A 13720-nucleotide genomic window follows, 5' to 3' on the forward strand; every position below is an offset into this window, starting at 1 on the left:
CCAACCGAGCTAAGACAATTTCAGCGACTTGAGTCATTTCTGCTCGCTGTCGTCGCCGCCGATGTTACAGCCCGCGTTTATTTACTACGCCACCACTTGATAGCACGGCACATACGCCGCGCCGCCCGGCAGTTTCATCCGGTGTTGGGCGACGAACGCTTTGAGCAGCAGATCCAGCGGCTGCATGATCGCCGCATCACCGCGAATCTGATAAGGCCCGTGTTCTTCGATGAGGCGAATGCCCTTGTCCTTGACGTTGCCGGCGACGATGCCCGAGAACGCCCGGCGCAGGTTGGCGGCCAGTTCGTGCGGTGGCTGGTCGCGGTGCAGTTTGAGGTTGGCCATGTTTTCGTGGGTCGGATCGAACGGGCGCTGGAAGCCTTCGTCGATTTTCAGCAGCCAGTTGAAGTGGAACGCATCGGCGCGCTCGCGGCGGAACTGCTTCACGGCTTTGAGGCCTTGGGTCATCTGCCGCGCCACTTCGGCCGGGTCGTCGATGATGATCTCGTAGTGCTTTTTCGCTGCTTCGCCGAGGGTGGCGATGACGAAGGCGTCGAGCTGCTCCAGATACGGCGCGGCATGTTTCGGTCCGGTCAGGATCACCGGGAACGGCAGGCCTTCGTTGTCCGGGTGCATCAGGATGCCCAGCAGATAAAGGAATTCTTCCGCAGTACCGGCGCCGCCCGGGAAAATGATGATGCCGTGACCGACGCGGACGAAAGCTTCGAGGCGTTTTTCGATGTCCGGCAGGATCACCAGCTCATTGACGATCGGGTTCGGCGCTTCGGCGGCGATGATGCCCGGTTCGGTCAGACCGAGGTAGCGACCGCCGTGGATGCGTTGTTTGGCATGGGCGATGGTCGCACCCTTCATCGGGCCCTTCATCACGCCGGGACCGCAGCCGGTGCAGATGTCGAGGCTGCGCAGGCCCAGTTCGTGGCCGACTTTCTTGGTGTATTTGTATTCTTCGGTGTTGATCGAGTGACCGCCCCAGCACACGACGATTTTCGGTTCGACACCCGGGCGCAGGGTGCGTGCATTGCGCAGCAGGTGGAAAACGTAGTCGCTGATGCCTTGGGAGGTGCTGAGGTCGATGCGCTGGCTGTCGAGTTCGTTTTCGGTGTAGACGATATCGCGCAGGGCGCTGAACAGCATTTCACGGGTGCTGGCGATCATTTCGCCGTCGACGAACGCGTCGGCCGGAGCGTTCAGCAGCTCCAGGCGCACACCGCGATCCTGCTGGTGGATGCGGATTTCGAAGTCCTTGTAGGCTTCGAGAATGGTCTTGGCGTTGTCGACATGCGCGCCGGTATTGAGGATGGCCAGGGCGCACTGGCGGAAGAGGGTATAGGTGCTGCCGGTTCCGGCTTCGCTCAGTTGCTGGACTTCACGTTGAGAGAGGGTTTCCAGGCTGCCTTTCGGGCTGACGGAGGCGTTGATTACGTGTCTTTGGGTCATGCAATGATCCTTAAAACGATGTCATTCCAACAGCAGGCAAATGGCATCCGAATAATATGTATCCATGAATGAAGATGGCACGATCTGCTTGGTCCCGCCATGTCTCCGTTGAACGATAAAAAGATGAAAAGGGACCCCAGCATAGCTAAATCCCCCCTCGATGCGATAATGCGCCGGCCTGTTTTTTCCCATAGCCCAAGGAAGCCCCGAGTAATGTTCGAGATTCAGCCGATGGACGCCGTCACCTTTCGCCGGGAGACCCGACGCAGCACGATCATCATCGCAGTGCTGTTCCTGGTGTTGGCCATGCTGTTTTCGACGGCGGCGGTTGCGCTGTTTGGCGAGCCCGGCGGCGACAATCTGCGCTTCAATGTCGGCGGCGTGTTTGCGGCGTTGCTGTTGACGGCGGGGCTGTTGCGCGGACGATTCTGGAATCAGAGCTGGATGGCACCTGCGGTTTATAGCTGGCGGCTCAAGCGTAATCTGATGAGCGTCACTAATGTGATGCATCAAGTGACTGCGGAGGTGGAGAAAGACGATCCGACGGCAATGAAAGTCTTGCGTTTCTATCATCTGGGATTGACCCAGATGCATGAGCTGGACGGCAACTCCAGCGATCATGCGCAGTTGCACCGGGAAGTCGAGCAGCTGAAAGAGCGGATGCAGGCGCTGGGCCTGGACACTCAGCAAACCCGACTCGATCCGGCATGGCTGGAAGCGCTGAAGCAAACGCCGCGCTAAGATCATTACGGCTGCCGAGACTTACGGGTGTGAAGCGTTGCGCCGCAGCTTCCACAGGCGCAGGCAGCGGCCATACACCAGCAAGTTGACCGCCAGCACCACGCTGCCCAGCGCCAGTTGAATCTGCGGAGTCAGTCCCGCGGGGTAGATGATCGGCCAGATGTAATGCTCGATGAAGCCACCGGCGTACTCGGTTTGTCCGGCGGCGTGGCGCATCAGGTTTTCCCAATACGTCAGCGGACAGGTCAGGTGCAACACCTCGACCGCCACGCCCCAGGCCGCCGCTGGCAGGTGCAGCCACATGATCCGTGGCCATTTCAGCACCAACAGCCCGCCGAACAGCACGAACAAAATGAACAGCAAATGAAACAGCACCAGCCCGTCGGCGGCAATTCGATAAAGCATGTCGTCTCCCTGACGCGTTTGCGAATGGCGTTATGGTACGCCGCCGGCCGGTGCAATTGCGCAAGATTATTCAAGCCAGCGCGGGGTGTTTGCTGGCACAGTCTGTGGTCATTCCCACGGTTGAAGAGCGATATGTCTGACTCACTAATGCCGCGCAGTGCGTTTTTGCGCGGCGCTGCGGCGATCATGCCGTTATCTCTGGCGACCGCTCCTTGGGGGCTGCTGGCCGGCTCCATGGCGATTGAAGCCAATCTCACCCCGCTGCAAGGGCAGGGTCTGTCGAGCATCGTGTTTGCCGGTGCCGCGCAACTGGTGGCAATCGGCATGCTCAAGGGTGGCGCCGGAATTTTTTCGATTCTGCTGACCACCGTGCTGCTGACTTCGCAGCACCTGCTGTACGGAATGAGCATGCGTTCGGTGATTTCGCCGTTGCCCGGTCGCTGGCGCATCGGGCTCGGTTTTCTGCTGACCGATGAACTGTTTGCCCTGACCAGCCAGCACGACCGGCAGCAGTTCAATCGCTGGTACGCCTTGGGCGTCGGGCTGACGTTCTACGTTGCGTGGAACCTGTTCACCCTCGCTGGCATCGTTTTGGGCAGCAGTATCCCGGGGCTCGAACATCTTGGCCTGGACTTCTCGATTGCCGCGACGTTTATCGCGCTGATCACCCCCGTGGTGCGCAATGTGCCGACCGTGGTCTGCGTGGCGGTGTCGCTGTTCTGCTCGGTGCTGTTCAGTTATTGGCAGTGGGGCTCGGCGCTGGTGCTTTCGGGGCTGGCCGGGATGACTGCCGGGTTTATCTGCAACAAGCTGTATCGGGGGCGCACATGATGGTCTGGGCAGTAATTTTCGGCATGGGGCTGTTGGTGTTTCTCAACCGCTATGTGTTTCTCGAACCACGCTTGCCGGTGCGCCTGAGCAGCAATGCCCGGCAGTTTCTCGGCTTTGCGGTGCCGGGAATGTTGACCGCGATCTGCGGGCCCATCGTATTCATGCCGGACAAACAACTGAATTTGCAGTGGGATAATCCGTACCTGCTTAGTTCGCTGGTGGCGATTGGGCTGGTGATTTACACCCGTAGTACCTTGGTTAGCATGCTGTTGAGCATGGCGTTCTTCTTTCTGTTGCGTTGGTGGCTGTAAGTTGCTGGCGCAAAACTGTTCTACGCTCTAAGGATCAGGTTTCCTTTATAACGGCGAGGTGGACATGGCGAACGAGCCGACGCATCCAGATGTGAATGAAGAGCTGGAAGAAGATGTGGATGAACCCACTGAAGAAGAAATCGAGCGTGAGAGGCGCAAAGAACAAACGTGGAAACACGATGATGGCAAAGAGCTTTCAACCCCTGATCTGAAACGTTGATCATCTGAATACGAAAAAGCCCCGCTTGATGCGGGGCTTTTTGTTGTTTCAGAGGTCTTCCAGCTTCGGGAAATCGGGGTGGGAAGCCCGGTAGCCCAAGGTCTTGTCGATCCAGGCGTTTAGCTCGTTGACCATCACCGGCGCATGGCCGGGATACCCGTCAAGGGTCGTGCGCAAGATCCGATCAATATCGGGGATTGAGCGCAGGTTTCGAGTCTTGATGTAGTGGCCGATAAAACAGTCGAGTTGAAAGCGTTCTGTCATGGACAGATAAATACACTCCAGGCCGTTGGCCTGTTTGATTGCAAAATCGTCGCGCAACTTAGTTCTCTGCAAGGCTTGTAAAGTTGTAGTGGATTCCTGGTTTGTTGACTCTTTGGTCAACTGGTATGCCAAACGGAAATGCGGCGCGCATGCTATCCGTAGTATTACGAATTGTATCTAACGCTCTTCAAGAGTCAGACAAGCGGTTAGTTTGCTCAGCCGAGTGTGCAGTGAGCAATGTTTCAAGATTGAAACAATGTCTGTAAATATTGCGCTTCAACTTTGATTGAACGTGCGGGGCCGGCAGATTTTTAGGGCATCTCGGCAATCAGTCCGGGGCCCTGATTGCGTGCATTGCCCACCGCTTTGTCGACCCTGTACCACTCAAACACTTCACTGCCTTCGCCTTCGAACAGCAGCATTTGCTCGGCACGTTCGGCGGGCGTGCCGGGGTCGAGCCATTCGCGGGCCAGCTCTGCGGACAGAACCACCGGGCGCCGATCATGGATATCGAGCATGCCGCCGACGCTGTCGGCGGTGATGATCACGAAGCCATCGTCTTCGCGCTCTGGTGTTTCGGCTGTGGGAAATTGGCCGATGGCGGCGCAGAAAACTGCCGAGCGATCCGCTCGTCGAATCAGCCAGGGTTGGCGTCCGTTGTCCGGCGTATCGACCCATTCAAACCAGTTGTCGATGGGCACAATCAGCCGATGACGCCAGATCGCCCGAAAGAACGCCCCATGGGCAACCTTTTCGACTCGAGCATTGATCGGCGCGGCGCGGTCCTTGGCCCAATGCGGTCGCCAGCCCCAGCGCAGGTTTTGCGCGTGCAGTTGCTGTTGCTGCTGATGAAGGATCGCCAGCGAGGTGGTCGGCGCGGCGTTATAACGAGCCAGTGGCGCGTCGCCGACGTGGTTGATCAGCGCATCGGGAATGCTTAGCACCGCGACAAAATCGTGGATGCCGCGGTATTGCGAGAGTCTTCCGCACATGGCCGAACCTCCATCTGGACAGGTTCAGCTTAGTCGCAACTTTTAGCTCAATCCTGACTGCCCTGACCGGTGAACGTATCGCGCCACGCCAGTGAGCGGCGCTCCACAATCGCGAGCAGGCCATCGCTGAGTTTCCCGAGCAAGGCGAGCACGATAATTGCTGCCAGCACAATGTCCGGTCGTGAGGTTTCGCGACCGTCACTGAGCAGATAACCCAGGCCCTTGGTCGCGGCGATCAGTTCGGCGGCCACCAGAAACATCCACGCCAGGCTCATGCCGCTGCGCAATCCGGTGAACAGCCCGGGCAGGGCGGCCGGCAGCAGAATCCGGTGCACCAGTTGCAAGCGACTGAAGCCATAGATGCGGCCGACCTCCACCAGTTTGCGATCAATATTACGGATCGCCGCGACGACATTGACGTACACCGGAAAGAACGCGCCGATGGCGATCAGGACGATTTTCGAGGTCTCGTCGATCCCCAGCCACAGTAGCAACAGCGGCACCCAGGCCAGACTCGGAATGGCCCGCAGCGCGGCGAAGGTCGGTTCCAGATAAGCCTCAGCCTCACGGCTCAAACCGACCCATGCGGCGAACACCAACGCCAGACCGGCGCCGATGGCGAAACCGAGCAGCACACGTATCAAACTGGCGGCGATGTGTTTCCACAGCGCGCCCTCGGCGAGGTCGGTAAGGGTCACAGCGATCTCGCTCGGCGCGGGCATCTGGTAGGACGGCAACCAGCCGACGCGTACGATTATTTCCAGCGCGATCACGATTGCCAATGGCAGGGCCAGGCCTTTCAAGCGTCGCTGCCATGCAGGGTTGATGAAAGAACGGCGCGATCTCGGCACAGCGAGAGGCGCGGACAAGGTTTTGCTTTGACTGCTCATGATTTTGGCTCCGCTCACGACCAATCCGCGTCGGGCGCGGATTGGTCGTGAGCCTTATCAGTTACTGGCGGGCGACGGCTTGCTGCACACCGCTGTCGAGCAATTGATCGATGACCTGATCGACATTCACCCCGCGTCGTACCAGTTCTTCCGAGACCAGAATCGGCGCCGCAGCCTTCGACGCGAGTACGTCGTTGGCAGTCAATTGCGGGCTGCTCAGATCGGTGCGCGACAGTTGCAGCTTGGCCACGTCCAGCGGCAAACCTGACTCTTGGGCGAGCAGGGCGGCGAACTCGTCGGGATTCTTCAGCGCCCATTCACGCGCCTGTTCGTAGGCCTTGATCACGGTGTCGATGGTTTGCGGATGCTCTTTGGCGTACTGCTCGGTAACGCTGACCACGCCATAACTGTTGAAGGCCGGATTGCGATACAGCAGGCGCGAACCGGCTTGTACTTGACTGGCGGCCATGTGCGGATCGAGCCCGGCCCAGGCGTCGACATCACCTTTTTCCAGCGCGGTGCGGCCGTCCGGATGCTGCAAATGCACCAGTTCCACATCGTCCTTTTTCAATCCGGCCTGTTGCAGGCTGCGCAGGGTGAATAGATAAGGATCGGTGCCTTTGGTGGCGGCGATTTTCTTGCCCTTGAGGTCGGCAATGGTTTTGTACGGTGAGTCTTTGCGCACCACCAGCGCAGTCCATTCGGCACGGCTGTAGACGTAGACCGATTTTATCGGGCTGCCGTTGGCACGGCTGAGCACCGCCGCGAGGCTGGCGCTGGAAGCGAAATCGACGCCGCCGCTGTTGAGGTACTCCAGCGAACGGTTGCTGCCCTGGCTCAGCACCCAACTGACTTTGGTTTGCGGCAGGGCTTTTTCGAGGAAACCGAAGTGCTTGAGTACCAGACTGACGGGCGAATAGTAGGCGTAATCCAGATGCACTTCGGCCGGAACGGTTTCAGCGGCGTGAGCAATGGGTTGCAGGCTCAGGGCGATCGCGCTGGCAACCAACAGCGTTTTGAAACGTGAAAAATGGAAGATCGATTTCATTGCGGCGCTCCGGCAACGGCACTGTTGGTTATTTCCAAAAAGATATTTTTATCGGCTGCGTCCTGCATGAATGGAATATTGCAGGCTCTGTGCCATGTGCTTTGAGGCCCCGTATTTATTGGAGGTTGCCAATGTTTTCGGATTTTTGGGTGTTGCTGTAGGAACAGTCTGATAAGCGACTGTTGCTGGAGAGACAACGCGAATTGGTGGTGATGAGCTTATGCATTAATCGAATTTAAAATCAGCACATTCAGAGCGTTATGGTCTATGCAAATCCCTTTTGCAGGACCCGCCATGAAGCTTTCTCGTTTCCTACGCACTGCGCTGACCGCTGCACTGTTCGCCGCACCGCTTTCTTACGGCGCCGAGCCTTTGGTCCTGCATGTCGGTGATCAGAACTACTACAACATTCGCGCTTCGGTGGAGGCTTCCGGCGTCCTGAAAGACGCGCCTTACACTGTCGACTGGAAACACTTCCAGGCTGCCGCTCCGCTGGCTCAAGCGCTGCAAACCGGATCGCTGGATCTGGGTTTTCTCGGCGATTCGGGTTTCCTGTTTCTTGCGGCAAAACAAGCGCCGGTGAAACTGATCGGCGTGTCGCGACAGAACCCGGACACCATCGCCTTGCTGGTGCCGAAGGATTCGCCAGTCAAAACCATCGCGGATCTAAAAGGCAAAAAAGTCGCCTACTGGCCGGGCGCCTGGAGTCAGCAATTGACCTTGCGGGCGCTGGAGCAGGGCGGTCTGCCGGAGGATTACGTCGACTTCGTCAAACTGATGCCGATTGATGCGGCAGCCGCGCTACCGCAAGGCAGCATCGATGCGTTCCCGGTGTGGGAACCGTACATCTCCCAACAAATCGTGTTTTCCGGAGCGCGGCCCATTCTGACTGCGAAGAACCTGATGCCGGGGCTCAGCGCCATTGCGGCGTCTACGCCGTCAATCGACACTAAGCGCGAGGCAATTGCCGATTTTCTCGGACGCCTGAAGCAGGCCCGCGCCTGGGTCGACAGCCACACCGATGAGTACGCCGATCTGTGGGCGAAGAAAGCCAATCTGGATCAAGAGGTTTCGCGACACTGGTTGCGCCAGGCGCATATGACGGTGGGGCCGGTCGATCAGCAAGCAGCGGCGGACTTGCAGAGCACGGCGGATTTTCTATTCAAGGTCAAAGCGCTGCCGGCTCCGCTAGCCACCGCAAGTATTATCGACACCTCCTTTCAGCAGGTTCTGACGCACTGAGCAGCATTTGAACCAAACCCTGTGTAACCTTATCCAACCTCGGCTCGCACACGCGGGCCGCAGGGAGGAAACACAGGCGAGGGAGTTTTGCCAATCGACAACATGACCGCAGTGGTCGGGCTCAAGGCAAAACATGAAATCCTGGTTCAAGCTTTTCTCTGCGGCCGCTATCGCCTTCGGGCTGGTCGGCTGCATCGCAGCGCCCATCGAAATGACTGCACAGACCCAAGCGCAGCTCAAGGCGCAGGCGCCGGTGCGGTTTCTGCTGACATTCGACGACGGTCCTAGCGCTTCCAGTTTCTGGAATCCGAGCGCCACCGTACTCGACAGCCTCGCGGATAATCCGCTGCAACCGCACATCAAAGCGGTGTTCTTTGTACAGACCCGTGCGCCGAGAGCCGGCAACAGCGATATCGGCCGGCAAATCATGCATCGCGAGCATGACGAAGGGCATATTTTGGGTTTCCACACGGCAACCCACTGGCACACCAACCACCGTTCGCTTGATCCGCAAGAACTGGAGCAATCGCTGAGCAACGGCGTGGCAGACATCAAAGCGATCACCGGTGCGGCGCCAACGCTGGTGCGTCCACCGTTCTGGAACTACGACAAACGCACCTTCGCCGCTTATCAGCAACATGGCATGCACATTTTGCTCACCGACTTGAGCGCCAACGACGGCAAAATCTGGGGTTTCAATGGCAGCCCGCGACGCCGGGCAAACATGTTGCGGCAGTTGTCGGAAGTGCGTGAGCAGATCGCCCGGGGTGAATTGCCGACGGTCGACGGGGTGATTCCAGTCGTGGTGACGTTCCACGATCTAAACCGTTATTCCGCCCGCCACGCTCGCGAGTATTTGCAGATTCTGGTCGATAGCGCGGCGGCCACTGGCGTGCGGCTGGCGGACAAACCGTTTTATGACGATCACGACGCGCTGCTGCGAGCCGCAATGGCGCGTACCGTGCAAAAAAGCGGGGATTCGGTGCACCTGCCAGGCATGTGGAACTGGATCTGGGACCACGACGCGCACTGAAAATGTGTGAGCTGGTTGGCATTTTCGTCGATTCTGTCAGGCGCGGGGTGCGAAAAGCTCATCTATGCTCTACCGGTCGATCCCCGACTTATCGCCTGCGAGGCGTTCGCCTATGGTTGCCATTACCGAGATCTGCCGGATCATTGAATCCGGCTTTTCGCCGTTGAACTGCAACTGCACCATCACCGCGCAGGGTCATTTGCAGATCAAGGTCTATGAGGCGGACAGCGGGCGAGTGGACCTTTTACTGAATGGCGTATCCCTCGAACATCTGGTCACCATTCGTGACATATCCAATTTCATTGGCGAATTGCGCACAGAAATGAGCGCCGGGCGCCGGGCATTCGCCGGGTAAACCCTTACAGCCTGCGCTTGAATGCCTGGACGATACGTAGCGTCGCATCACTGGCATTCAGATTCTGCACTGCATCCAGTGGATGCCAGATGCACTCGGCGATTTCGTTTTGCGGACGTGCCTGGTCGATGTTCAGTACCGAAGCTTCGTAAACATGATGGCGTGTGGCGCCGCTTTGCAGTTCCATCAAGTACAGCAGGTCCTCGGCGTCCAGCCCTGTCTCTTCCTGCAACTCCCGCGCGGCGGCTCCCACTTTGGTTTCCCCAGGCTCGACCTTGCCGCCCGGTAATGTCCAGCGACATCTGGGTTTGCGCACCAGCAACACATGCCGGTCCTGTTCGCAAATTACGGTTGCGCGTACTTTCATCTGTTACCTGTTTATTGCGTGTCACAAATAAGTAATAAAACTGCAATATTCGAGCCGGGGCCCGATTTAAAGGTTCCGCAGGTTTTTTGAGCGCTGGGCTTAAAGAAAAGTGCCAAGGCCCCGGCATTGATTGGCGCGACGTCTGGTCGGCACACGTGCGGACACTGGGTGTAAGGTAAAAGCGTAAAGCTGAATGAGTGCCAGCAAACAGGAGGTATCCATGAGCATTCCGATGCTGAATAAAATGCACATGAATGGCTATGACGTACTCAGCGTAAACCATGGCCCGTGGCGGGTTTGCACCCAAGGCGACAGACTGGCGTCTTTTGCCAGCAAAGAAGAGGCGTTGGCCTATGCGGCTGCGTTGCCTGGTTACAGGAGTCGCTCGCCAGGCAAGCGAAGTCACAGATCGAGTTGATCGGCGTAACGCAAAAGCCCCGGGGAATCCGGGGCTTTTTGTTACGGGTCAGCGCAGATTCAATGGACTTTCGTTCGGCTGATTGCCCGCGCCTTCACTTCCTTGGCATACAGTTGCAGGCGTTCTTCGTCGCTTTGCAGCACTTCACAGGATCTGAGTACCGTTTGTGCGTCCGCTTCATTGCCGGACTTGCGCAGTTGCTCGGCGATGCGTTTAAGGTCGACCGCTGACCATCTCAGGTCCGATGCGACACTTTGCAGGTCGCGCTGAAGTTCGTGTTCGTATTCATTGAGCCGCATGATCACCTCCGGAACATTCTCGGTACAAAATAGTAGCCGGATTTTTTTGCGGCGGGACGCATCTCGTCAGTCTTCGGCTGAACGGATGTAAAAGTTTGTCCAATATTGGCCAAAGGCACGGAGCCACGATGGATGTGTCTGCGGTTACAGGCTACATTCGCTTTTTTTCAGATCAGGGAAACACCATGCGGATATGGATCGGGGGGTTGGCGTTGGCAATGCTGGCGGGTTGTTCATTGCCGTCGTCGTTGGTGCCGGGTGAGCCAAATCTCAGCAAGACCAGCACCAAAATCCCTAAGGACTACGCCGCCTGTTTGTTGCCGTTGTGGCAGCAGGACGTTTCCAAGACCACGCAGACGTCGATTTCCAACGGTTACCGCATCACCGCGCCGAGCATCATCACTGCTGACGAGATTCTCGATGTCGTGAAGTACAAGGACGGCAGCCGGGTTTCGCTCTATCAAGGACCGCCGTGGGCCAAGTCCGGGTCGTTGCGCAAAGCGGTGCGTGATTGCCTCTGAAGGCTTTTCAAGGCGTCCACAAAAAAGCAGAAACCACGGTTTCTGCTTTTTTTTGCCTGAAATACGGCTGCGATCAGTCTGAAATATCGGTGAGCGGGATCGAGCTGACGTTGCCTTTTTTCTCCCGTCGATCCTGCATCCAGTCTTCCAGTTTTGCCCCGAACTCAGCAGGCGCCTTGCGCCCGACCTTTCTCGCGATATCGAGAATGGTTTGCTGGGCGAGGGCTTCTTCCATGCGCTTTTGCGCAGTCATCATCGCCCCGTGAATCGAGCAGGTGCCTTCCAGCGCCCAGTCTGGCGGGTTGCCGTCGAATAATGCGCAACGTCCGCGAATGTCCCGGCATTCGAAAATATTCTTGCGCCCGTCGATGGCGTTGACGATATCGAGCAGGGTGATTTCATCCGCCGGCCGTGACAGACGAAATCCGCCGCGCACGCCTTCAGTGGAAACCACCAGTTTGCCTTTGGCCAGTTTGGTGAAGATCTTCGCCAGATAGTCCAGCGGCACGCCCTGCAGTTCCGCGAGGTCGCGCACGCTCGCTTCGCGACTGTCGCCGCCGTTACCGACCAGGAACACCAGGCAGTGGATGCCGTACTCGACTCCTGCACTGTACAAGGACATCGTTATCTCCGACTTGATTTGTCGCCAATGTTAGCAGGTGAGTGATGGGTCGGCAATCTTCAAAGGTTTGCGCTTTAGCTTGTAAGGCCCAGTGAATTGGCGTTTTTCGAGATAGCTATCCAATTTATAAATCGACAGGTTCGATCATAAACATCGAACTATCTGACTTGTTGATTTTATATCCGACCAATACAGTCGCCGTTATCGAATTCAAGTCCAGTGATTTTCTCTCCCGGAGACAACAATGAAACAGCACATTCTGGTAATCGGCGCGGGTTTTGGCGGTATGTGGAGCGCGTTGAGCGCCACGCGTCTGGCCGAGATTCATGGTCGTGACAACGTTGAAGTCAGTGTTCTGGCGCCTCAGGCCGAGCTGCGCGTGCGTCCACGTTTCTACGAGCCGAACGCGCATCAACTGGCTGCGCCGCTGGGCGAACTGTTCGAAGTAGTCGGCGTTAACTTCATCAAAGGGGCTGCCGAGACCATCGACGTGCAGCAAAAAACCGTGGCTTACACCGATGCTTCCGGCGAGACGCAGGTGCTGCACTTCGACAAACTGGTGCTGGCGACCGGCAGTGGTCTGGCGCTGCCGAACACCCCGGGCGTGGCGCAGCATGCTTTTGACGTTGACCGCATCGAGTCGGCGATCCGCCTGGAAAAACATTTGAAAGCGCTGGTCGATCAGCCTGAAACCCAGGCTCGCAATACGGTAGTGGTGGCGGGCGGCGGTTTCACCGGGATTGAAACAGCCACTGAAATGCCGGGACGCCTGCGGGAAATCCTTGGTGAGCAGGCCGACATCAAGGTGATCATCGTTGATCGCGGGCAGAAAATCGGCGCCTCGATGGGCGAAGAAATCAGCCACTCGATTGTCGAAGCCAGCGAACAACTGGGCGTTGAATGGCGTCTCGGTGTATCGGTGGCAGCAGTCGATGCAAGCGGCGTGACGCTGTCGGACGGTCAGCACATCGATGCGAAAACCGTTATCTGGACCACTGGCGTGCGCGCCAGCTCACTGACCGAACAGATCCCCGCCGAGCGTGATGCTCAAGGTCGCCTGCACGTTGATGCAAACCTGAAAGTCATCGGTCAGGACGACATCTTCGCCACCGGTGACGTGGCCTACGCCGCTTCCGACGCCATCGGCAACTACGCGCTGATGACCTGCCAGCACGCGATTTCCCTGGGACGGCATGCCGGCAACAACGTTGCGGCGCAGCTTCTGGGGGTTGATCCGACGCCTTACAGCCAGCCGAAATACGTGACGTGTCTCGACCTTGGCGCCTGGGGTGCGGTGTACACCGAGGGCTGGGATCGTCAGGTGAAGCTGGTCAAGCAGGAAGGCAAGACGCTGAAGACCCAGATCAACACCCAGTGGATTTACCCGCCTGCGGCTGATCGCGTCAGTGCCTTGGCTGCCGCAGACCCGATGATTCCTGTGGTCGCGTAAAGCGCAGGTTGCGAACCACAAATCCCGCTCAGGTGATCCTGAGCGGGATTTTTTTTGTTCGGCGGCAGCTGCCAGGGGCATGAGAAAAGCTCATGGCCCTATGACTTTTTATGGTTACGGCCAAGTCGTTGCCCGGTGTTAAAAAATCGCAAACACAGCTCATCAATAACAACCAGAGAGCGTTTGCAGCCATGTCCCCATTCTCCTGCCGCACCCTCGAATCCGCGCTATTGATCCCGCCGGTCACACGACC

The 13720-nt window shown here is 57.7% G+C and carries 19 protein-coding genes; 10 read left to right on the forward strand and 9 right to left on the reverse strand.

Features of this window, described 5'->3' with window-relative positions:
• Positions 1-84: 84 nt before the first annotated feature.
• A complete protein-coding gene (gene ppnN, locus ACIOZM_RS08850; RefSeq protein WP_401212137.1) occupies positions 85-1458 on the reverse strand; it encodes a nucleotide 5'-monophosphate nucleosidase PpnN in 1374 nt (457 codons plus the stop codon).
• Between the two features lie 213 nt (positions 1459-1671).
• Here ppnN and ACIOZM_RS08855 point away from each other — a divergent pair, with 213 nt between their 5' ends.
• Entirely contained in the window at positions 1672-2199 is a 528-nt protein-coding gene (locus tag ACIOZM_RS08855) for a DUF3087 family protein (RefSeq protein ID WP_401212140.1), read from the forward strand.
• Between the two features lie 21 nt (positions 2200-2220).
• Here the strand turns inward: ACIOZM_RS08855 and ACIOZM_RS08860 are convergent, their stop codons facing one another.
• Positions 2221-2604 carry a DUF2784 domain-containing protein gene (locus ACIOZM_RS08860; protein WP_401212142.1) on the reverse strand — a complete coding sequence of 128 codons (384 nt, stop codon included), beginning with the start codon at positions 2602-2604 and terminating at the stop codon, positions 2221-2223.
• Positions 2605-2736: 132 nt separating this feature from the next.
• Here ACIOZM_RS08860 and ACIOZM_RS08865 point away from each other — a divergent pair, with 132 nt between their 5' ends.
• The 3 genes from ACIOZM_RS08865 to ACIOZM_RS08875 all read left to right on the forward strand — a co-directional run bounded on the left by ACIOZM_RS08865 (position 2737) and on the right by ACIOZM_RS08875 (position 3966).
• Complete coding sequence (locus ACIOZM_RS08865; protein WP_401212145.1) at positions 2737-3435, forward strand: AzlC family ABC transporter permease; 699 nt, start codon at positions 2737-2739, stop codon at positions 3433-3435.
• Positions 3435-3746: an AzlD domain-containing protein gene (locus ACIOZM_RS08870; RefSeq protein ID WP_401212410.1), complete on the forward strand. Its 312-nt coding sequence runs from the start codon at positions 3435-3437 to the stop codon at positions 3744-3746. Before ACIOZM_RS08865 ends, ACIOZM_RS08870 begins: the two co-directional genes overlap by 1 nt.
• A gap of 64 nt (positions 3747-3810) precedes the next feature.
• Entirely contained in the window at positions 3811-3966 is a 156-nt protein-coding gene (locus ACIOZM_RS08875) for a hypothetical protein (protein WP_401212148.1), read from the forward strand.
• Positions 3967-4014: 48 nt separating this feature from the next.
• Here ACIOZM_RS08875 and ACIOZM_RS08880 read toward each other — a convergent pair whose 3' ends face one another.
• The 4 genes from ACIOZM_RS08880 to ACIOZM_RS08895 form a co-directional block, all read right to left on the reverse strand.
• Positions 4015-4287 (reverse strand): hypothetical protein, encoded by a 273-nt coding sequence (locus tag ACIOZM_RS08880; protein WP_401212151.1) that lies wholly within the window; start codon positions 4285-4287, stop codon positions 4015-4017.
• Between the two features lie 254 nt (positions 4288-4541).
• Positions 4542-5222, reverse strand: a complete 681-nt coding sequence (locus ACIOZM_RS08885; RefSeq protein ID WP_401212154.1) for an SOS response-associated peptidase — start codon at positions 5220-5222, stop codon at positions 4542-4544.
• Between the two features lie 47 nt (positions 5223-5269).
• Positions 5270-6112 carry an ABC transporter permease gene (locus tag ACIOZM_RS08890; protein ID WP_401212157.1) on the reverse strand — a complete coding sequence of 281 codons (843 nt, stop codon included), beginning with the start codon at positions 6110-6112 and terminating at the stop codon, positions 5270-5272.
• A gap of 61 nt (positions 6113-6173) precedes the next feature.
• A complete protein-coding gene (locus tag ACIOZM_RS08895; RefSeq protein ID WP_401212160.1) occupies positions 6174-7160 on the reverse strand; it encodes an aliphatic sulfonate ABC transporter substrate-binding protein in 987 nt (328 codons plus the stop codon).
• Between the two features lie 294 nt (positions 7161-7454).
• On the opposite strand from ACIOZM_RS08895, the gene ACIOZM_RS08900 reads away from it, so the two are divergent.
• From ACIOZM_RS08900 to ACIOZM_RS08910, 3 genes are all read left to right on the forward strand, one after another.
• The gene (locus tag ACIOZM_RS08900; protein ID WP_401212163.1) at positions 7455-8402 is read left to right on the forward strand and encodes an ABC transporter substrate-binding protein; all 948 of its coding nucleotides are present in this window, start codon (positions 7455-7457) and stop codon (positions 8400-8402) included.
• 133 nt (positions 8403-8535) lie between these two features.
• On the forward strand, positions 8536-9435 hold the full coding sequence (locus tag ACIOZM_RS08905; protein ID WP_401212166.1) for a polysaccharide deacetylase family protein: 900 nt from the start codon (positions 8536-8538) through the stop codon (positions 9433-9435).
• A 112-nt stretch (positions 9436-9547) separates the two neighbouring features.
• Positions 9548-9790 carry a DUF1652 domain-containing protein gene (locus ACIOZM_RS08910; RefSeq protein WP_401212168.1) on the forward strand — a complete coding sequence of 81 codons (243 nt, stop codon included), beginning with the start codon at positions 9548-9550 and terminating at the stop codon, positions 9788-9790.
• 4 nt (positions 9791-9794) lie between these two features.
• Here the strand turns inward: ACIOZM_RS08910 and ACIOZM_RS08915 are convergent, their stop codons facing one another.
• Positions 9795-10157 (reverse strand): NUDIX hydrolase, encoded by a 363-nt coding sequence (locus ACIOZM_RS08915; protein ID WP_401212171.1) that lies wholly within the window; start codon positions 10155-10157, stop codon positions 9795-9797.
• A 220-nt stretch (positions 10158-10377) separates the two neighbouring features.
• Here ACIOZM_RS08915 and ACIOZM_RS08920 point away from each other — a divergent pair, with 220 nt between their 5' ends.
• On the forward strand, positions 10378-10575 hold the full coding sequence (locus ACIOZM_RS08920; RefSeq protein WP_401212174.1) for a DUF2188 domain-containing protein: 198 nt from the start codon (positions 10378-10380) through the stop codon (positions 10573-10575).
• 59 nt (positions 10576-10634) lie between these two features.
• Here the strand turns inward: ACIOZM_RS08920 and ACIOZM_RS08925 are convergent, their stop codons facing one another.
• Positions 10635-10874, reverse strand: coding sequence for a hypothetical protein (locus tag ACIOZM_RS08925; protein WP_008085812.1), 240 nt, complete (start codon positions 10872-10874; stop codon positions 10635-10637).
• A gap of 185 nt (positions 10875-11059) precedes the next feature.
• On the opposite strand from ACIOZM_RS08925, the gene ACIOZM_RS08930 reads away from it, so the two are divergent.
• Positions 11060-11395, forward strand: a complete 336-nt coding sequence (locus ACIOZM_RS08930; protein ID WP_401212177.1) for a hypothetical protein — start codon at positions 11060-11062, stop codon at positions 11393-11395.
• 73 nt (positions 11396-11468) lie between these two features.
• On the opposite strand, the gene ACIOZM_RS08935 is transcribed toward ACIOZM_RS08930, so the two are convergent.
• Positions 11469-12017, reverse strand: a complete 549-nt coding sequence (locus ACIOZM_RS08935) for an RrF2 family transcriptional regulator (protein ID WP_401212180.1) — start codon at positions 12015-12017, stop codon at positions 11469-11471.
• 244 nt (positions 12018-12261) lie between these two features.
• On the opposite strand from ACIOZM_RS08935, the gene ACIOZM_RS08940 reads away from it, so the two are divergent.
• Positions 12262-13467 (forward strand): NAD(P)/FAD-dependent oxidoreductase, encoded by a 1206-nt coding sequence (locus ACIOZM_RS08940; protein ID WP_401212183.1) that lies wholly within the window; start codon positions 12262-12264, stop codon positions 13465-13467.
• Positions 13468-13720 lie beyond the last annotated feature (253 nt).

Origin of the sequence: Pseudomonas sp. NPDC087346 (assembly GCF_044744235.1) — a bacterium.
Classification (GTDB): Bacteria; Pseudomonadota; Gammaproteobacteria; order Pseudomonadales; family Pseudomonadaceae; genus Aquipseudomonas.